The following is a 17,850-nucleotide window of genomic DNA, read 5'->3' as shown; positions in this document are numbered from 1 at the left end:
GGTGCTATAGGGGCCGTGGCGGCGCAGTCGTCGCGGGCGGCCGGATTCGAGTTGCTGTACCTGGAGGTCAGTGCACGTGGCGTCGCTGAGCGGCGGGGATCGCTGATGCAGTGCTGGAGCGCCCCGTTCGAGAACGCGCCGCCGGTACGGGCCTTTCCCTCTTATCGAGGGCAGCGCAACGGTCCTGGCCTATGGTGGTAGCCACGACCGGCGAGCACGTGGGATTCGAGTCCTGGCTGGAGGGTGATCGCGCCATGATGCTCGACTTCTCCTCTCAGGTGACCGGTTTTGCCTCCCAGCCGTTCCGGCTGCTGTGGTCAGCGGAAGGTAGGCAGCGCAAGCACGCACCGGATTTCTTCGCCCGGTTCGACGACGGAACCGCCATGGTCATCGACGTCCGGCCGGACGGCCGCATCGGGCCAGACGATGCTGAGGCGTTCGCAGCGACCGCGGCGGCGTGTGAATCGGCGGGATGGGGCTATCGGCGAGTGGGCGAGCTCGATCAGGTGCTGGTGGCCAATGTCCGCTGGCTGGCGGGCTATCGCCATCCCCACTGCGGCGACGATTAGACCGCGGCTCGGTTGCGGCGGGTGTTCATGACGCCAGCTCCGCTGCTAGCTAGGCCGAGTTTCATAAGGCCTTGAGCCACTGGTTGATCGCAGCGATGATGACAACGGCCTCGTAGCGTACGGCGAGCTTGTCGTACCGGGTCGCCATGCCGCGATTGCCCTTGAGCACGTTGATACCGCAACCCACTGACAAATAACTTGCGCTCGACACTAACCGTGGTCCGTCACCTCGCCATCTGCCGGCGGGGGAGACGTTTGAAGGCGGAGGGCTTAGCTTCGATTGCAAGCGGATGAGCAGGTGCTTCCCGACGGGAACGACCACCGCGTAATGCTGCGAGTACGACCAAGTACCCGAAGGCGTGCGGTGGCCGTCCAGGCGGTGTGCGCCCGCCAACGCGCTCTGATCAGAGAGTGGCTGAGCCGGCGGAACTCCGGAAAGCCCTGCTGGGCTGCTCTGCCCGGCGCGGCGATGCGCTGTTCGAACTGACCGACGCGGTGCCGGCCGTTGGACCGGTGCCCCCACCGCCCCACCTGTCACTGGATCACTGCATCGCCGTGGCCATGCGGGATCTGCCGACCGCCCAGCACACCACGACCGCACACGCCTTCAGCAGGCGATAGGGGGAAGCCCGCCCCGTTTGGGAGTAGCGTGCGATCGTCACGACCGCGGCTGTAACGGGCGATGGCACCCCATACCCCCGGCTCCGCGCACAGAAGGCACCGTAGCGCGCCCTGTGCACCAACTGGGGCGGCTTTCAACTGGCACCTTCGTGACACGCCTTACTGACATTGACTGGCAAAACGCATGTCAGAATACAGATGCCATCTGCCAGTAGATGGCAATCCTGCCGCATCCGTCAGCAGCGTTGCATAATTGATCATCTACCGGAAGATCAATGTCTGCATTCATGGTGGTGCCTCGAAGCGCCGCCTCATGTTGCTGGAACCGCGGCTGGATAGTGCAACTCCCTGATTTAGTTGCGGGACAGTCCCCGACTATGCGCTGACCAGCGCACTGACACGTCGTGGCGATTCGGGGGATGGCAGTTTCGTGGCGATTCGCACCCTGCTCGGCCCCGACGGCCGGCCGGCGTCCGGCAACGCCGCCCTCGTCCGCGAGGCCGTGCGCCGTACCGGATGACGCGGTGAGCTGCTCGGGCGTGAACTGCAAGCTGGGGGAGGCGCAGCGCCTGGCCATGGCGCTGCGCGCGCTTCTGGTCGGCCTGAGCCAGGGCGTCGTCTTCGGTCTGGCCGACACCGCCTCCGCCGAGTACTTCGCGGCCGCCGCCCGCGCCCTGGTCACTCCGGACGTGCTCGGCGCGCCCTGAAATCCGGCCTCGGCGATCATCGCCTCAAGGGTTCTCGGCGGCGCGCTTCGAGCGCGTCCAGGATCAGGTCCAGGCCGTAGCCGAACTCACTGGTGTGGTCATAGCCCGGCCGCAGGCCATGGTCGACGATCATCTCGGTGAGGTACGGCAGGTCGTCCGCAGGTAGGTGCGCCAGGATGCCGCCGGCCACCTCCTCGACGTCCTCGGGCGTCGTGATCGGCAGGTTCGCCTCCTGCAGGACGAAGCCGCCGACGTAGCTGTCGATGAGCGAGACGGCGTGCGCCGCCATCGGCAGCGTGAACCCCGCCCTCCGGAGCACGCCGAGGACGGCATCGTGCTGGCGTAGCGTGGCCGGGCCCGGGTCGCGGCGGGAGTCCATGAGGCCGAGGGCCCAACTGTGCTGCGACAGGACCGTACGTGCGGAGTGGGCGCGGGTGCGGATCGCGTCGCGCCAGTCGTCGCGGTCGTCGCAGTCGGCGACGGGCAGCGCGATCGCCGCGAACACCATGTCGATGACGCCGTCGAGGATGGCGTCCTTGTTCGGTACGTGGTGGTAGAGGGACATCGCCTCCACGCCGAGCTCCTGCGCCACCCGCCGCATGGTGATCGCCTCCGCACCGCCGCGGTCCGCGACCCGGATGGCGGCCTCCAGCACGCGGGCGGTGCTGAGTGGTCGCCGTGACGACTGCGGGGCTGGTGACATGTCGGCTCCAGAGGACGGACGGGTTGACAAGCTTACACACGTAAGACAGCCTTACATATGTAAGCCTTCCAGCGCGAGTGCGGAACAAGGAGGCCCTGATGCCGATGCCCAGGTGGTGGGGGCAGGTGAACAAGCGGGTGTTCAACCCCCGCGCGGTCGCAGGCGGCAAGTGGCCGATACTGGTTCACGTGGGCCGCGTCTCCGGCGCGACGTACCGTACGCCGCTGGACGCGCACCCGGTCGATGGCGGCTACCTGTTCGTCCTGGTGTACGGATCGGGCTCGGACTGGGTGCGCAACGTCCTGGCGGCCGGCGGCGCGCGGCTCCGGATCGACGGGAAGGACCTGGAGCTCGCCGCTCCACGCCTGGTCGGGGCGGCCGAGGCGTTCCGGGCCATGCCCGAGGGGGTGGCACGTCCGCCGAAGCTGCTGCGCATCACCGAGTTCCTGCGCATGGACCTGACGGCCGGCTGACGGCGATCGGTCCGCGGTCGCCTGGGATGCGGCCATGGGGGAGCGGTGCCGGTCCAGGACGCCTTCGACGATCCTCATCAGCCGATCCCCTGGATGGTCGATGCTGCCGTTCCGGGTGGTGACCTGCGCGCCTTCGAGCACGAAGGTGATCTCGGCCACGGCCTGCTCGGGGTCGGGCAGCCCGGCCTCGGCGCACATGCCGATCACCCTGCGGGCCTGCCGGGCCTTGTGCTTCTCGATCACCGCCAGGGCGACTGACCGGTGCTTACGGGCTCAGGGCCGGAGGGCGCCGAGGTACGCGTCCAGGTCGGCGGCGCCCCTGAGCATGGCGCGGCCCCGCGCGGACAGGCGGGCGTGCCAGTCGTTCAGGGCCGACTCCAACGGGGCGACGCCTCCGGCGGCGCGGACCTGGGCGATCAGCGGGGCGATCTGCTCCAGCAGGTAGCCGCCCCGCCTGAGCTGGTGGGCCAGCCGCACGTCCCGTACGTCGGCCGCGCTGTAGACCCGATATCCCGTCTGCGGGTCGCGGCGCGGCCGGACCAGTCCGGCCTTCTCCCATTTGCGCAAGGTGGCGGGGCGCAGGCCGAGCCGCTTGGCCAGCGGGCCGATGAACGTCTCGCGGCGCTCCTGCGGCACCGGCGCCAGGTCGCGGAGCGCGGCTTCGACGGCCTGGAGGGTGCGGCGGTCGTCGAGAAGGCGGCCGTGGCTTTCGTCGATGAGCCGGAGCGCGTCCTCGGTGGCGCCCTGGTTGACCGCCTGCATGATCGACGTCGCCGTCTGGTGGCCGTGCCCCGGCAGGAGGGCGAGGAACGCGCGCAGCGCCTGCGCGTGCAGCGGCGTGTAGGTGCGATAGCCGTGGACGGTGCGTGCGGCGGCGGGCAGCACGCCGGCGTACTCGTAGTTTCTGATCGCCTGGGTGGACAGACCGTGCTCGCGCGCCAGGTCCACCGGCCTCATGGGTGCACCACCGATTGAAGGTTTCTCGCAGGTGAACGGGCATGTTCGCGGCAAAGTCTATACTGAGAGTCCAGCGATACCGTTGAAGGCATGGATGTCATCGACACGGCCCGTCCGCTGGACGGCGCGGGCCTTTCCGCGTTCCTGCGGTCGCTGCCCGCCAAGCCCCTGCTGCTCGGGCTGGGCGAGGCCAGGCACTTCGTCGGGGAACTGGGCGAACTGCGCAACGAGCTCTTCCGGTACCTCGTCGAGCACGAGGGCTACCGGTCCTTCACCATCGAGAGCGACTGCCTGCGGGGCCTGGTGGTGGACGACCACATCACGACGGGCGCCGGCACGCTCGACGAGGTGATGGAACGCGGCTTCAGCCACGGCTTCGGCGCCTTCCCGGCCAACCGCGACCTCGTGCGCTGGATGCGCGCCTACAACGAGGAACACGAGGAGAAGCTGAGGTTCTTCGGCTTCGACGGCCCGCTGGAGTACTGGGCCGAGAGCCCGCGCCAGGCGCTCACCGCCCTGCACGCCCTTCTGGACGGCCCGCTTCCCGCCAGCCTGGAGACCCTTGATGCGCTGCTCGGCCCGGACGAGCGGTGGTCCAACGAGGCCACGGCCATGGAGCCGGCCCAGTCGATCGGCCGGTCCGCCGAGGCCGAGCGGCTGCGGCTGATCGCCGACGATCTGGTGGCGCTGCTCGACACGCAGGCGCCGCGCCTGAGCGCGAAGGACCGGGAGCGGGCCGAGCTGTACGGGCGCACCGCCACCGGCCTGCTGCGGTACCACTACTGGCTGGCCGACGACTCCCCGGCGCGGTGGCCCCGGCTGTCGGCCCTGCGGGACGCGATGATGGCCGCCAACCTGGGTGCCGTCGCCGAGCACGGCCCGGCCCTGATCTTCGCCCACAATCTCCACCTGCAGCGCGCCGAGAGCTCCATGGCGTTCGGCGAGCAGTCGCTGGAGTGGTGGAGCGCGGGGGCGATCACCGCGACGCGCCTGGGCGACCGGTACGCCTTCCTGGCCACGGCCTTCGGTACGGCCGGCGACGACGCCCCGCCCCCGGGCACCGTCGAGGGCGTCCTGTCCGCGCTCCCATGGGATCACGCTCTCATCGACGCCCGCCGCCTGGCCGAGGCCGTCACCGTACCCACCCGGCGCGTATCCCAGGATTTCGCCTATTTCACGCTCGACCCCGCTCACCTCGGCACGATCGACGGCATCGTCTTCCTCCAGAAGGCCACCCCGCAGCGGTAACCCCCTCCAGATTGGACATATGGCCATATGCCGGTCGATACTAATGTCCAACATTTGGAGGAACGGCATGGAAGGTCTGGAGGCGCCGCATCGGTCGGCGACGATGTCCGCTCAGTTGGTCAACAGCCTGCGGGCCCACATCGAGTCCGGCCGGTGGCCGGTGGGCACCCGGATCCCGCCGGAGCACGTTCTGGTCGAGCAGCTCAAGGTCAGCCGCAACACCGTCCGCGAAGCGCTGCGCGCCCTGGTGCATTTGGGCCTACTTGAGGCCCGGGTCGGCGACGGCACCTATGTGCGGGCGGCGAGCGAGCTGGAGTCCGTGCTGGTCCGGCGCGCGAGCGCGGCCCGGGAGGAGGAGATCTTCGAGCTCCGGGCGATCCTGGAGGAGTACGCGGCCGGGCTGGCCGCGGCGCGTCGTTCCGAGAGCAAGGTGGGCGTGCTGCGGCGGCTGCTGGCCGCCGTGGAGGAGGCCAACCGCGCCGGGGAGATGGCCGCGCTCGCCGCAGCGGACGGCGAATTCCACCGCGAGGTGGTCAACGCCGGTGGAAACGGGCTGCTCGCCGAGGTGTACGCCTATCTCGGCACCGCCCTGACGGCGACGCTCAGGGCGGTGCCCTGGGACCCCGAGGCCGCCGCCGAGCACGCCCGCCTGCACGTCCGGCTGGTGGACGCCATCGAGGCCGGTGACGAGGTCGCCGCCCGGCACGTCGCGTCATCGGTGGTGCGGGTCACGCGCCGCTCCGCCGCCCGGACCCCGGCCGGGGCGGGCGAATGAGCGCCAAAGCCTCCGTGCGGGACGAGACGACGGCCGAAGGCCGCGCGGTCTCGCTCGGGCTCATCGTCGCGGTCGTCCTCGTGGCGGCCAACCTGCGGGCCACGCTCACCGGAGTGGGCCCGCTCCTGCCCGCCATCGAGCAGGGCAGCGGTCTGTCGCCGCAGTGGGGCGGCCTGCTCACCACGCTGCCGCTGCTGACCTTCGCGGCGACGTCCCCGCTGGTCGGGCGGATCTCGCACCGGCTGGGGACCTCGCGCCTGCTCGTGCTGTCGCTGATCGTCCTGGCCGCGGGCACGGTACTGAGATCACTTCCCTCGGTGGCCTTCCTGTTCATCGGCACCGTGGTCCTGTCGGCGGCGATCGCCTGCGGAAACGTCCTGCTGCCGGCGGTGATCCGGCGCAGCGTGCCCGGCCCTCGCATCGGAGCGGTCAGCGCCATGTACGTGACCGTGATGGGACTGGTGGCGGCGGTCTCCTCCGGTGTCTCGGTGCCGCTGGCACAGGTGCTGCCGGGCGGCTGGCGTACCTCGCTGGCCTGGGGGGCGGTACTGATCGTGCTGGCCCTGGCCGTCTGGATCCCCCGCCTGCGGGGCGACACCGCGCAGGCCGGACCGGCCGCGCCGCGCGGCGCGACCCCCTGGCGCTCGTGGCTGGCCTGGCAGGTCAGCCTGTTCATGGGACTTCAGTCGCTCGCCTTCTACGTGACCATCGCCTGGCTGCCGAGCATCCTGGTCCATCAGGGCGTCTCCGCCGCCGAGGCCGGGTGGATGCTGTTCTTCTACCAGGTGGTCGGCCTGGTCTCCAGCGGCTTCCTGCCGCTGCTGACCCGGGGTCGCCACGACCAGCGGTGGGCGGCGGTGGCCGCCTCGGCGTCGAACGCCGCGGGCTTCGTCGTCCTGCTCATCTCCCCGGAGCTGGCTCTGCTGTCGTGCGTACTGCTCGGCCTGGGCGGTGGCGCCTGCCTGGTCCTGGCCCTGACCTTCCAGAGCCACCGCGCGGGCAGCACCGCGCAGGCACCCGCACTGGCGGGCATGGCCCAGTCGATCGGCTACCTGGTGGCCGCGGCCGGGCCGTTGCTCCTGGGCATCCTGCACGATCGCACCGGCGGCTGGACGGTCCCGCTGATCGTGGTGATCTGCCTCTGCGTGCCCATGGTGGCGGCCGGATTCGGCGCGGGCCGCGACGTACAGATCAACGACCCGCACTCCTCCTGAAGCCGCCCGCTCAGTCGGTCGGTTCGCCGCCGCCGCCGGCGGCGGCGGCGACGTCGGCGGCGGCGGCGGCGAACCGGTCCCAGGCCGCCTGGCGGGTCACTCCAGAGCCTCGCCGATCCTGGCCATGTCACTCCGCGATCACGCAGCAGCCGCACCCAGGCGCGCAGGTCGCGCTCGGCCTGGTCCACCGTGCGGGCCTGGCGGGGGAGCATGGCCAGCATGTCCGCGTCGGACATGCTGGTGAGGTATTCGTCGGTACGAGGGTCGGGGCCGCGGGCCCGCCCCCGCCGCACGCCGCGCCCCTGGATGCCAGGCCCGGGTCGCCGCCCGAGCTGCGCCGCGACGACCTCGGCAACGCGCTCGGCGCCTCAGCACCCCGTGGATGGAGGCGCCGACCGCCGTGCTGACCGGGATCAGCCCCAACGACGGCCTTACGAAAGGCTCTTCGGCCAGACCGTTCCCTTCACCGCCGACACCCTGGCCCGGCTCTACCCGGGTGGCGCCGATGACTACCCGGCGGTCTTCGGCGCGGCCACCGACACCGCGATCGCCGAAGGCTTCATGCTGGCGGCCGACGGCGAGGAGATCAAGGCCCTGGCCGCCGCCGCGTACCACCCCGCCGGCTGAAGGGGCGCTACCGGCGGCGGGACGTGGCCTCCAAGGCGGAGGTGGCGGTGTGCCACATGTTGTCGGCGACGTTGATCGTGTGCCCGGGAGGCACGATCTCGTCGATGCGATCGAGCACGTCGCCGGGCAGCTCGACGCCGTCGGCCGCCAGGTAGGACTCCAGGTGCTCCATGGTGCGCGGGCCGACGATCGCGGACGTCACCGCCGGGTGGCGGATGACGAACGCGATCGCCATCTGCACGAGCGTCATCCCGGCCTCGTCGGCGAGCGCCCCGAGGGCGTCGGCGGCATCGAGCTTCGCGGCGTTCGCCGGGGCGGTGGCGTCGTAGGCGGCGGGGAAGCGGCGCAGCCTGGCCGCCGAACCCGGCCCGGCGATCTCCCGGCCCTTGCGGTAGCGGCCGGTCAGCCAGCCGCCGGCCAGCGGGCTGTGGGTCAGCACGCCCATTCCGTGCCGCCGGCAGGTCGGCAGCACGTCGTACTCGGCGTCGCGCACGAGCAGGGAGTACGGCGGCTGCTCGGTACGGAAGCGTTCGCGGCCACGGCGCTCGGCGGTCCAGTGCGCCTCGGCGATCTGGGACGCGGGCACGCTGGACGCGCCGAACATCCGGATCTTCCCGGCCCGTACCAAATCAGACAGCACGCCCAGCGTCTCATCGACATCGACGGACGCGTCCAGGCGATGGACCTGGTAGAGGTCGATCCGGTCGGTGCCCAGCCGGCGCAGCGAGCCCTCGACCGCCTCGTTGATCCACCGCCGCGAGGTCCCGCCCCGGTTGGGGTCATCGCCGAGCGGCAGGCCGACCTTGGTGGCGAGCACGACGTCCTCGCGCCGCCCGCCGGCGAGCGCCTTGCCGACGATCTCCTCCGACTCTCCGCCGGAGTAGACGTCGGCGGTGTCGATGAAGTTGATCCCGGCGTCGAGTGCGCGGTGAACGATTTTGATCGCGTCGTCGTGGTCGGCGTTGCCGAAGGCGCCGAACATCATCGCGCCCAGGCACAGCGGGCTGACCGAGACGCCGGTGCGTCCCAGCGGACGGTGGTCCATGGAGGGCTCCTTACCGCATCGCGAGCGGGGTCGCGGCGGACGGGTGGAATCGGGCTCCGCACGGAAGCGCCCGGCCACCCACCGGCTCGCCGGAAAAAAGTCGATCACCCCGGAGGACTTCGCAGGCGAAGCCCTGGTGCCGTGTACCGGGGCCACCGCCGCGTGGAGCGGTTTCTGGCGGCTCGAACCCCGGCCCGGCGGCCGGCCGGCACCGCTGGGGCCCCTGGTCGTCGACACCTTCGAGGACAAGCTCGAACTCATCGCCGACGGCGCGGCCGTCGCCGTGCTGCCCGCCGGCGACCGGCGCGGCACGCTGCGCGACGACCTCGCCGTGGTCCCCATCGATGACGCCCCGCCCTGTCAGGTGGCGGTCATCACCCGGGCCGGCGACCGTGACCCGCTGGTCGTCCACTTCCGCGAGTCGGCCGGGCGGTTCCTCACCCGCGCGGCGTAGCGCGGGACGGGCGACCGGGGATCCGGGGTGCCGGATCCGCGCTATTCTCCCTGCATGGCACGTGATGAACGCGGTGTGACCCCTCAGAGCGAGGACTTCTCGGCCTGGTACAACGAGCTGGTCGCCAAGGCCCAGTTGGTGGACCGCGGCCCGGCCAAGGGCACCATGATCATCCGACCTTACGGCTACCGTCTGTGGGAGCTGCTCCAGGCCGAGCTCGACCGGCGCATCAAGGACACCGGCCACGAGAACGCCTACTTCCCGCTGCTCATCCCGGAAAGCTACCTTCGCCGGGAGGCCGAGCACGTCGAGGGCTTCTCACCCGAGCTGGCCGTCGTCACCCACGCGGGCGGCAAGGAACTCGACGAGCCGCTGGTGGTCCGGCCCACCTCCGAGACCATCATCGGCGAGATGATGGCCAAGTGGATCTCCTCCCACCGGGATCTGCCGCTGCTGCTCAACCAGTGGGCCAACGTGGTGCGCTGGGAGCTGCGGCCCAGGATGTTCCTGCGCACCACGGAGTTCCTGTGGCAGGAAGGCCACACCGCGCACGCCGACGAGGCCGACGCCATGCGCGAGACCATGCTCGCGCTCGACATCTACGCCGAGGTGGCCCGCGACATCGCGGCCATTCCGGTGGTGCCGGGGGAGAAGACCCCCGGTGAACGGTTCGCCGGGGCCGTGCGGACCTTCACCATCGAGGGCATGATGCGCGACGGCAAGGCCCTGCAGGCCGGGACCTCCCACTACATGGGCACCAACTTCGCCAAGGCCTTCGAGATCCAGTACACCTCCGAGGCCGGTCGGCTCGAACTGTGCCACACCACCTCCTGGGGCATGTCCACTCGCATGCTCGGCGGCGTGATCATGACCCACGGCGACGACAAGGGACTCGTCCTGCCGCCCATGCTCGCGCCCCACCAGGTCGTGATCGTCCCCATCGGCCGCGGCGAGCAGGGCGAGCACACCCTGTCCGCGGCGCGTGAGCTGGCCGGGCGGCTCAAGGCCGCCGGTGTCCGCGCCCATGTCGATGACCGCGCCCAGCTTTCCCCCGGTTTCCGGTTCAACGACTGGGAGCTGCGCGGCGTACCGGTCCGTCTCGAACTCGGGCCCCGCGACCTGGAGTCGGGCACCGCGGTCATGGTCAAGCGCCTCGGCGAGGAGGGCAAGCAGCCGGTTCCGCTGGCGTCGGTGCCCGAGCTGATGCCCGGTGTGCTGGCCGACTTCCAGGCGTTCCTGCTGGAGCGGGCCACCGCTTTTCGCGACTCGCACACCAGCCGGACCGACACCTGGGAGGCGTTCTCCCAGGCGGTCGCCACCGGCTGGGCGTCGGCGCTGCACTGCGGCGAGGCCGCCTGTGAAGATGAGATCAAGGCCAAGACCGCGGCGACGCCGCGGTGCATCCCGCTGGACGGCGAGCCGGAGTCCGGGTCTTGCGTACACTGCGGCGCGCCGGCCGCCTACGGCAAGCGGGTGCTCTTCGGCCGCGCCTACTGACCGGGCGGCCGGGCCCGTGATGTGAGGATGACAGGGTGCTGACCGCATCGAGGCATCCGACCTGCCCGGCCGCGACTGCCCTCAGGCACCGGGTTTCCCGGGTATCGCAATGTCCATGTGGGGGTGCAGCGGCGGGCGCGCCCCGGCGAGCTGCTGGGGCTGCATCGCGGTGACGCGCCCGCGGTCACCTGGGAGCTCGAGGTCACCGCCACGGCCCGGGAGGGCGGCTGGGACCTTCGCGGCCGGTTCGTGTACCTGTCGTGGGGCGCGGTGGACGAGAACGGGGTGTTCTCGATGTTCCGGCGGGCGAAGTTGTGCTTCGACGCCGCCGTTCCCGCGGACACGTTGGAGGCCGCGGTGCGGGCGGGACTGCTGGTCGCGCGGCTGGGCCTGACCGACGGCGCGGTCGAGCCGATGACCAAGATCCGCATAATGATGCCTCCTTCTATATTGCAGCTTGCACTTAATAAGACACGTCACCCGAAGGAGGAGTTCCCGCCATGTCCGACCACGAAGAGATCACCGGCCTGCTCGCACGCCTCGCCGAGGCGTGGAACGCCGGTGATGCCACCGCCTACGCGGCCCTGTTCACCGGGGACGCCGACTACATCTCCTTCGACGGCAGGCACGGCAAGGGACGGCAGATCATCGAGTCCGTGCATCGCCGGCTCTTCGACGGACCGCTCAAGGGCTCCACCATGGCCGCGGGCGGCGGCGAGGCGGCGATCAGGCCGCTGGCCGACGGCGCGATGCTGGCGATCTCCGTGGGCGGTACCACGCTGGCAGGCGATTTCCGCACCTCGATCGTCTCCTTGACCGCCGTGCGCACCCCCGAGGGATGGCGCTTCGCCTCGTTCCAGAACACCCGGGTGGCGTCATGACGAAGAAGAAGCTGATCGCCGAGGCGGCCGGGATCATCGAGGCCCCGGTCGGCGAGGCATGGCAGGCCCTGGCCGAGGAGTTGCTGCCCGGCGGCAGGCGCGAGGGCCGGTTCTCCGTCCAGGACGCCCCCGGTCACACCTCGACGGTGGAGGTGACCGGCCACACCATCGCGTTCCAGGGCGGCTGGTGGTATCGGGGCGAGTGGAGCGTCGAACCGCATCCGCGGGGCACGCTGCTCGTCCACCGCGTCTTCGATGTGGCGCGCTGGGGACGCTGGGGCGTACCGCTGGCCAACCGCCTGTTCATCGGTTTCGCCGAGAGCACGCGGGCGGGCCTGACGGAAAGGCTCGCCCGGGTGGGGCGGCGGCTGGGGCGTGCCACGCACCCGGCCTGAATTCGGTGGGTCCGGGCGGTGTGCGCCGCCCCGGACCCATGGGCTCGGCTCAGTCGTCGTCGCGCCGGACGCGCAGCCGGCGGCGAGCCTCGCGCCGCAGGCGTACCACTCCCGCCCGCCGGTGCCGTAACCGAACAGACAGTAGGCGTAGGCGGTGGCGCTCCAGCGGCAACCGCTCGGGCGGTGGCTCAAAGACGCGCTCCACGCCGTGGTCTCGTCGGGCAGCGTGCAGACGCCGTCCCGGTGATCGCGTACGGGCACGCAGGTCACCGGCGGCCGGTCGGCCATCCGCACCCACACGGGACGGGTCTTGTCGGCCTTGCTCATACGGTCACCTTTCGGCTCCGTGACACCCCGGGATGGGGCGGTCGCAAGACCGGGTGCACCGTGATCACCTCCGATGGGCGGGGACGCGATATCCGCACGCTACCGCGACCCGGCGGCGCGTGCGCATGGCTCAGCGGCGCCTGGCGCCTTCGATGGCCCCCGAGGAGATGAGCTCTTCCGCGAACTCGGTCACGGCGGCGGTGAACACCTCGGGTTTGTCATCGTGGGCGACGTGTTTGGCGTCGATCCGCCGGTAGACGGTCTGCGGGGCCAGTTCGCGCACCCGGCGGGCGTCGTCGTCGTCCATGGCACCGACCAGCCCGTGCTTCTCGAACCGCTGCCAGTTGGCGTGCAGCAGCAGGACCGGGCAGGTCGTCCGCCGCAGCGCGGCCTCGGGGGAGAAGTCGCCGTAGAAGCGGCCGTCGACGAACGCCCTGGCGAAGTCGGGGTCGAACATCGACACCGCGCGGATCATCTCGTCCAGGGACTTCGGCAGCCAGCGCACCCCCAGGCTCGCCGGGCGGCCGGGGTGCCGCCGCCGGTACCGGGTGACCAGCCGGTCCAGGAGGTCGACGAAACGATCCGGCATCCGGATGATCTTGTCCTCGCCGATCGGGATCTCCTGGCGGTAGATGTCGGCCGGCCGCCGGCTTTCGATGTCGCCGAACGCCCGCACGGCGTATTCGAGGCTGCCGTACACCCACCGGTCCCGGTCGCGGAAGCGGGGCCACTCGGTGGAGAAGATCGGCGGATCCTCCAGCACGATCGCCGAGACGTGATCGGGGACGTTGGCGGCGCACCACAGCGCGAGGACGCCGCCGGAGGAGTTTCCGCTGACGATCGCGGGCCCGCCGATGACCTCGCGCAGGAAGTGCGCGAGGTCGGTCCCCGCGGAGTGCCAGGAGTACTCGCCCGGCGTCCAGGAGGAGTTGCCGTGCCCGCGCACATCGACGGCGTAGACGGTGAAGCGCCGCGCGAGGTCGGGCAGGACCTTGCGATAGCTGCTCCACAGGCTCATCTGGCCGGGGATGAGCAGGAGCGGGACGCCTGCCTCCGGGCCGCGGACGTAGTTGATGAGCACTCCGTCGAACTCGGCGGACTCCTGCCGGAACCCGGCCTTGACCAGCTCGGGCGTCAGTGGTTCGCGCTGTCCTTCGAAGGGGTTGCGATAGGCGGTCATCGGCCCGCCTCCTGACCTTCGCCGGTGGCGGGCCTTTCCTCTGCGGCGAGCACCCCGGTGGCGAAGTGCCGGAATCGCTCGTTGTCCACGAGCGCGATGCCCTGGTCGCGGTCCACGAGCACCAGCAGGGTGTCACCCGGCTGGAGGTCGAGCAGGTCTCGCGCATCCTTCGGGATGACGATCTGCCCCTTTTCTCCGATCTTCACCGTCCCCACGATGTAGCGGCCGTCCGGCCCCTCGATCATCTTCCCGGCCATGTGCCCCTCCTATACCAACAAGGGACACTGTACCTACTTTTCCTACCTTTCACACCTTGGGGACGGCGGCGCGGTCATCGGCCGGAGGCGACCCCGGGTGGGGAGATGGCGGTGATCAGGGTGAGTCCGTAGACGGCCAGGACCTCGTTGATCGGCTGGAAGTAGCTGGTCCCGCCGACGGAGCAGTTGCCGGTGCCGCCGGAGAGCACGCCCTGGGCCTGGTTGCCGGCCAGGAGCGGCGCTCCGGAGTCGCTGGGCTGGGAGCAGATCGTCGTGCGGATCAGGCCGGTGACCGTGCCGTCGGGGTAGTTGATGGTGGCGTTGTACTGCTGGACGGTGCCGCAGCGCGAGCTTACGGTCGCCCCGTAGGCACAGACCCTGGTGCCCGGCTGCGCCTCGGTGGAGCCGGCGATCGGGATGCCCACCGGGCGGCCGACCAGGCCGACCGCCTTCGACTCTGGATCGAGGGACGCCCAGGCGTAGTCGTCGCCAGGATAGGACCAGCCCTCGACCTTGCCTATCGTGCTCGGGGGCGTGCCGTCCGATCGGGGCTTGAGGCAGTGGCCGGCGGTGACGAATCCCTGTTTCTTGCCTTGGCGCACCGTGAAGCCGATCACGCAGCGCTGGGCGTTGGTGAGGTAGAACGGGTCGCCGCCGCGGACGTCGCGGTACGGTACCGGCCGCTCGGCGGTGACCTCGACCCGTACGGCGGCGCGGTCCACGCCGCTCGCCCGCACGAACGCCTCCCCGGCAGCCGTGTCGGCGGCCAACACCACGACGTGGTTGGCCCGTACGTCCGCGTGCCAGCCACGGATCGCCTGGCCTGGGGCCGATGCCCGGTTGAGCGTGTCGACGATCGACTCCAGGTCGGCCAGCGACCGGCCGACGACGACGGGCCGCGCGCCCGCCGCGGTGAGGGCACGGACGTCGGCGGCGTCGGTGGTGGCGACCACCAGCGCGCCGGTCTCGTCCATCCAGGAGCCGCCGAAGCGGTCGGCCAGGCGGGTGCGCAGTGCGGGCGCCAGGTCGGCCGCCCGCCGTTCGGCGGCCAGCCGCCGGACGGCCTGGTCGGCGGTCAGGCCCAGGTCACGCTGCATCGATTCGATCTGCCCAGGCGGCTGGGCGGGCGGGGCCGGCCGTGCCTGGACGGGAGTGGCGGAGAGTATGAGCGCGCCCGCCGCGAGCACCAGGCCCGCGGCGGCAGTACGGTCCCTGCGCATGGCGACTCCTCACATGGCGGTGCCGCCACGGTACGGCGGGCGGCGCAGGCGTGGACCTACCAATGAAGTCATCCCGCCGCGATATGCGAAGTCCGGCCGCCAGGTCACCGAGTGATCTTGTCCAGGAAGGCGTCCAGGTTGGCGCGCAGGCGGGCGATCTTCTGCTCCACCGGCAGGGTCTCCGTCAGGTCCCCGCTGCCCACGGTCTCCTTCTTGCCTCTCAGGTACAGCGAGCAGTCGAGGTCGCCGCAGAGGTACTGGCCGACGGTGTCGCCCTGACGCCCGGCCTCGCGGACGCGACCGGCGGCCATCAGCGCCACGCCACCACCGGTGCGCGTGGTCAGGCACAGCGAGCACATGCTGCGCGCGGTGAAACCGCGCGCGCCGCCGGAGGTCGCCCGCAGCGCCACGCCGATCAGCTGGTCGCCGCGCTCGGCGACCAGGTAGGCCCGGCCGGGCGCGCTCGGATCGCGCCAGCCGAGGAAGTCGAGATCCGCCCACGGCCGGTCGGCGAGGTCGTCGGGCAGGCCGAGCCGCCGCGCCTCGCCCTTGGAGCAGTTGACGAAGGATCTGCGGATGTCACTCTCTGTGATCTCCCTCATGGGTGAGAGGCTAATCAAAGCTAAGGCTATTATGCAAATTGATAAGTGGCTTAGCTTTGAGGAGGACGACCATGGCCCGCGCGGGGGTGACCGTCGAACGCCTGACGCAGGTGGCGGCGGATCTGGCCGACGAGATCGGCTTTGAGAACGTGACGGTCACGGCGCTGGCGCGCAGCTTCGGCGTCAAGGAGGGCAGCCTGTACTCCCACATCACGAGCATGCGGGACCTGCGGGTGAAGGTGGCGTTGTTCGCGCTGGCCGAGCTCGCCGACCAGGCCGGCGCCGCGCTGGCCGGGCGCTCGGGTAATGACGCCCTGGTGGCCTTCGCCAACGCCTACCGGGACTACGCCAAAAGTCATCCCGGGCGCTACGCCGCCACCAGGTTCAGCCTCGATCCCGAGACCGCGGCGGCCAGCGCCGGGGGGCGGCATGTGGAGATGACCCGGGCGATCCTGCGTGGTTACCGCATCCCCGAGTCCGGGCACATCGACGCGATCCGGCTGCTGGGCAGCGTCTTTCACGGGTTCGTGAGCCTGGAGACGGCACAGGCGTTCGCGCACTCCGCCCATCTTCGCGACACCGGCGCCTCATGGTCGAAGATCCTGGACGCCCTCGACGCCACGTTGTCCAACTGGCCCTCGGACTGACCGCGCCCCTTGGCGGCTCAGCGCCGGGCGTGGCGGATCGTCAGCCGTCCCAGCCCCATGGATCCGGAGATCCGGACCCGCACCCCGCCCGGGCGGGCGCACCGCCGGGTCTTGTGGCGCGGTTCCCTCCAGCCGGCGTGCAGGCCGGCGACCTCGACGACCGCGTCGCGCGGCACCGTGATCCTCGCCCGGCCGGTGCCGAGCCGTAACTCGATGTCGATCACGGGATGTTCGATGATCGCCCGGGACAGGTCCAGATCGACCGCTCCGAGCGCGGATGCGACCGTGAGCGCCCGGGGGACCCGCCACGCGCCGCGCCGCCGGATCCGTCCGGTGACGGCGCTGATCGGCGGCCCGCCGCCCGGGGCGTTCGCCGTCCCCTGCGCGCCGGTCATGATCCCTCCACTGGGTACAGTGTACGCGGTTCTCGCGGTCAAAATAGACTACTGGGTACGATGTACGCAAGTGGGGGGTGGGATGGCCGACGCCGAGTACGTGAACATCTGGATGCGGCCCGAGCGCCCGGCCAGGGGGCCGAAACCGGCCTACAGCCGGACCCAGATCACCGAGGCGGCGCTCCGGATCGCCGACGCCGAAGGGCTGGAGGCCGCCACCATGCGGCGGATCGCCGCCGAGATCGGCGCGGGCGCGATGTCCCTCTACCGCTACATCCCCGGCCGCGACGACCTCATCGAGCTCATGGCCGACCGGCTGATGGGCGAGATCGACGTTGCGGGGCTGCCCTCCGGCGACTGGCGGGCCGACCTGAGGCGGTACGCCGACGGGCTGCGGGGGATGTGGCTGAGGCATCCGTGGATCGCCACCGTGAACCGCTCGATCCACAGCTACGGCCCCAACCAGGTGCGCCTGATCGAACGCGTGATGGGCGTTCTGGACCCGCTCGTCTCCATCGACGAGAACCTCGATCTGCTGGCCATGCTGACCGGCTATGTCGAAAGCACCGCCCGTGAGGAGGTCGGCCTGGTCCAGGAGGTCCGCCGCAGCGGGCTCAGCGAGGCGGAGTGGCTGGCGCGCGGCTATCCGCGCATCCGGCAGTTGCTGGACAGCGGGGACTATCCGATCTTCAGCAAGATGGTGAATCAGGCGCGCGGGCCGCATCTGAGCCGTGATGAGCAGTTCCGGTACGGGCTGGAGCGCGTCCTGGACCGCATCGCCGCGGGCCTGCCCGCACCGGCCGGGCCCTTAGCGGACGACCGCGAGCACGGGCCGCGCTGACCGTCGCCGGCTCCGGAATCTGCAGGAAATCGGTACATCCTACGGATATCGCTACCGATGTCCGCCGGGTTTACCGTTGGCGCATGCGCTGCTCGGCGAGGCCGGTCGGAGGGCCCACCCATGCCGGCCGCCCGGCGTCCGCCTTCGGTGACAGCGCGGCCGGACGCGGCCTGGCCGGCCGCCGCCCCGGGACCGATCCCTAGCGGCCCCCGGCC

Annotated in this window: 22 protein-coding genes and 2 pseudogenes; 16 read left to right on the top strand and 8 right to left on the bottom strand. The window is 70.9% G+C overall.

Features of this window, described 5'->3' with window-relative positions; all coding sequences use genetic code 11:
* The 3 genes and pseudogenes from C1I98_RS43975 to C1I98_RS18185 all read left to right on the top strand — a co-directional run.
* Positions 1–201, top strand: a pseudogene (locus tag C1I98_RS43975) (TnsA-like heteromeric transposase endonuclease subunit); the annotation flags it as partial.
* Positions 192–569 (top strand): TnsA-like heteromeric transposase endonuclease subunit, encoded by a 378-nt coding sequence (locus C1I98_RS18200; protein WP_111168646.1) that lies wholly within the window; start codon positions 192–194, stop codon positions 567–569. The pseudogene C1I98_RS43975 and the gene C1I98_RS18200, both read left to right, overlap by 10 nt.
* Positions 570–1,729: 1,160 nt before the next feature.
* Positions 1,730–1,897, top strand: a complete 168-nt coding sequence (locus C1I98_RS18185) for a hypothetical protein (RefSeq protein WP_199537024.1) — start codon at positions 1,730–1,732, stop codon at positions 1,895–1,897.
* A gap of 16 nt (positions 1,898–1,913) precedes the next feature.
* Here C1I98_RS18185 and C1I98_RS18180 read toward each other — a convergent pair whose 3' ends face one another.
* Complete coding sequence (locus C1I98_RS18180; protein WP_111168644.1) at positions 1,914–2,600, bottom strand: TetR/AcrR family transcriptional regulator; 687 nt, start codon at positions 2,598–2,600, stop codon at positions 1,914–1,916.
* 98 nt (positions 2,601–2,698) lie between these two features.
* Between C1I98_RS18180 and C1I98_RS18175 the strand changes: the two genes are divergently transcribed.
* The gene (locus C1I98_RS18175) at positions 2,699–3,073 is read left to right on the top strand and encodes a nitroreductase family deazaflavin-dependent oxidoreductase (RefSeq protein WP_111168648.1); all 375 of its coding nucleotides are present in this window, start codon (positions 2,699–2,701) and stop codon (positions 3,071–3,073) included.
* 45 nt (positions 3,074–3,118) lie between these two features.
* Positions 3,119–3,331: a hypothetical protein gene (locus tag C1I98_RS42970; RefSeq protein WP_199537023.1), complete on the top strand. Its 213-nt coding sequence runs from the start codon at positions 3,119–3,121 to the stop codon at positions 3,329–3,331.
* Between the two features lie 15 nt (positions 3,332–3,346).
* On the opposite strand, the gene C1I98_RS18165 is transcribed toward C1I98_RS42970, so the two are convergent.
* Complete coding sequence (locus C1I98_RS18165) at positions 3,347–4,030, bottom strand: TioE family transcriptional regulator (protein WP_111168643.1); 684 nt, start codon at positions 4,028–4,030, stop codon at positions 3,347–3,349.
* A gap of 90 nt (positions 4,031–4,120) precedes the next feature.
* On the opposite strand from C1I98_RS18165, the gene C1I98_RS18160 reads away from it, so the two are divergent.
* The 4 genes from C1I98_RS18160 to C1I98_RS18145 all read left to right on the top strand — a co-directional run bounded on the left by C1I98_RS18160 (position 4,121) and on the right by C1I98_RS18145 (position 7,894).
* On the top strand, positions 4,121–5,278 hold the full coding sequence (locus C1I98_RS18160) for an erythromycin esterase family protein (protein WP_111168642.1): 1,158 nt from the start codon (positions 4,121–4,123) through the stop codon (positions 5,276–5,278).
* A 67-nt stretch (positions 5,279–5,345) separates the two neighbouring features.
* On the top strand, positions 5,346–6,053 hold the full coding sequence (locus C1I98_RS18155) for a FadR/GntR family transcriptional regulator (protein ID WP_111168641.1): 708 nt from the start codon (positions 5,346–5,348) through the stop codon (positions 6,051–6,053).
* Positions 6,050–7,267 (top strand): CynX/NimT family MFS transporter, encoded by a 1,218-nt coding sequence (locus C1I98_RS18150; protein WP_111168640.1) that lies wholly within the window; start codon positions 6,050–6,052, stop codon positions 7,265–7,267. The genes C1I98_RS18155 and C1I98_RS18150 overlap by 4 nt, the downstream gene beginning before the upstream one ends.
* A 378-nt stretch (positions 7,268–7,645) precedes the next feature.
* Positions 7,646–7,894 (top strand): alpha/beta hydrolase domain-containing protein, encoded by a 249-nt coding sequence (locus tag C1I98_RS18145; protein ID WP_111168639.1) that lies wholly within the window; start codon positions 7,646–7,648, stop codon positions 7,892–7,894.
* A 7-nt stretch (positions 7,895–7,901) separates the two neighbouring features.
* Here C1I98_RS18145 and C1I98_RS18140 read toward each other — a convergent pair whose 3' ends face one another.
* Positions 7,902–8,939: an aldo/keto reductase gene (locus C1I98_RS18140; RefSeq protein ID WP_111168638.1), complete on the bottom strand. Its 1,038-nt coding sequence runs from the start codon at positions 8,937–8,939 to the stop codon at positions 7,902–7,904.
* Positions 8,940–8,982: 43 nt separating this feature from the next.
* On the opposite strand from C1I98_RS18140, the gene C1I98_RS18135 reads away from it, so the two are divergent.
* From C1I98_RS18135 to C1I98_RS18115, 5 genes and pseudogenes are all read left to right on the top strand, one after another.
* A complete protein-coding gene (locus C1I98_RS18135; RefSeq protein ID WP_199537022.1) occupies positions 8,983–9,393 on the top strand; it encodes a LysR family transcriptional regulator substrate-binding protein in 411 nt (136 codons plus the stop codon).
* A 54-nt stretch (positions 9,394–9,447) separates the two neighbouring features.
* On the top strand, positions 9,448–10,890 hold the full coding sequence (gene proS / locus C1I98_RS18130) for a proline--tRNA ligase (RefSeq protein WP_111168636.1): 1,443 nt from the start codon (positions 9,448–9,450) through the stop codon (positions 10,888–10,890).
* Positions 10,891–10,944: 54 nt separating this feature from the next.
* Positions 10,945–11,292: pseudogene (locus C1I98_RS45665) on the top strand (DUF5990 family protein); the annotation flags it as partial.
* Positions 11,293–11,390: 98 nt separating this feature from the next.
* Positions 11,391–11,771, top strand: coding sequence for an SgcJ/EcaC family oxidoreductase (locus tag C1I98_RS18120; protein WP_111168635.1), 381 nt, complete (start codon positions 11,391–11,393; stop codon positions 11,769–11,771).
* The gene (locus tag C1I98_RS18115; RefSeq protein ID WP_199537021.1) at positions 11,768–12,166 is read left to right on the top strand and encodes a hypothetical protein; all 399 of its coding nucleotides are present in this window, start codon (positions 11,768–11,770) and stop codon (positions 12,164–12,166) included. The genes C1I98_RS18120 and C1I98_RS18115 overlap by 4 nt, the downstream gene beginning before the upstream one ends.
* A 457-nt stretch (positions 12,167–12,623) precedes the next feature.
* On the opposite strand, the gene C1I98_RS18110 is transcribed toward C1I98_RS18115, so the two are convergent.
* The 4 genes from C1I98_RS18110 to C1I98_RS18095 form a co-directional block, all read right to left on the bottom strand.
* Entirely contained in the window at positions 12,624–13,673 is a 1,050-nt protein-coding gene (locus C1I98_RS18110) for an alpha/beta fold hydrolase (protein ID WP_111168634.1), read from the bottom strand.
* On the bottom strand, positions 13,670–13,930 hold the full coding sequence (locus tag C1I98_RS18105) for an AbrB/MazE/SpoVT family DNA-binding domain-containing protein (RefSeq protein ID WP_233507970.1): 261 nt from the start codon (positions 13,928–13,930) through the stop codon (positions 13,670–13,672). Before C1I98_RS18105 ends, C1I98_RS18110 begins: the two co-directional genes overlap by 4 nt.
* A 74-nt stretch (positions 13,931–14,004) precedes the next feature.
* Positions 14,005–15,150 carry a S1 family peptidase gene (locus C1I98_RS18100; protein WP_111168633.1) on the bottom strand — a complete coding sequence of 382 codons (1,146 nt, stop codon included), beginning with the start codon at positions 15,148–15,150 and terminating at the stop codon, positions 14,005–14,007.
* A gap of 104 nt (positions 15,151–15,254) precedes the next feature.
* Positions 15,255–15,752: an FBP domain-containing protein gene (locus C1I98_RS18095; protein WP_111168632.1), complete on the bottom strand. Its 498-nt coding sequence runs from the start codon at positions 15,750–15,752 to the stop codon at positions 15,255–15,257.
* A 71-nt stretch (positions 15,753–15,823) separates the two neighbouring features.
* Here C1I98_RS18095 and C1I98_RS18090 point away from each other — a divergent pair, with 71 nt between their 5' ends.
* Positions 15,824–16,399: a TetR/AcrR family transcriptional regulator gene (locus C1I98_RS18090; RefSeq protein WP_111168631.1), complete on the top strand. Its 576-nt coding sequence runs from the start codon at positions 15,824–15,826 to the stop codon at positions 16,397–16,399.
* A 17-nt stretch (positions 16,400–16,416) separates the two neighbouring features.
* Here C1I98_RS18090 and C1I98_RS18085 read toward each other — a convergent pair whose 3' ends face one another.
* A complete protein-coding gene (locus C1I98_RS18085; protein WP_199537020.1) occupies positions 16,417–16,794 on the bottom strand; it encodes a hypothetical protein in 378 nt (125 codons plus the stop codon).
* A 70-nt stretch (positions 16,795–16,864) separates the two neighbouring features.
* Between C1I98_RS18085 and C1I98_RS18080 the strand changes: the two genes are divergently transcribed.
* The gene (locus tag C1I98_RS18080) at positions 16,865–17,635 is read left to right on the top strand and encodes a TetR/AcrR family transcriptional regulator (protein WP_233507969.1); all 771 of its coding nucleotides are present in this window, start codon (positions 16,865–16,867) and stop codon (positions 17,633–17,635) included.
* The last annotated feature ends 215 nt before the right edge of the window (positions 17,636–17,850 follow it).

The organism is Spongiactinospora gelatinilytica (genome assembly GCF_003236385.1).
Classification (GTDB): domain Bacteria; phylum Actinomycetota; class Actinomycetes; order Streptosporangiales; family Streptosporangiaceae; genus Spongiactinospora; species Spongiactinospora gelatinilytica.
The sequence above is the reverse complement of the archived record's forward strand: the minus strand, read 5'-3'. Positions and strand labels throughout refer to the sequence as shown.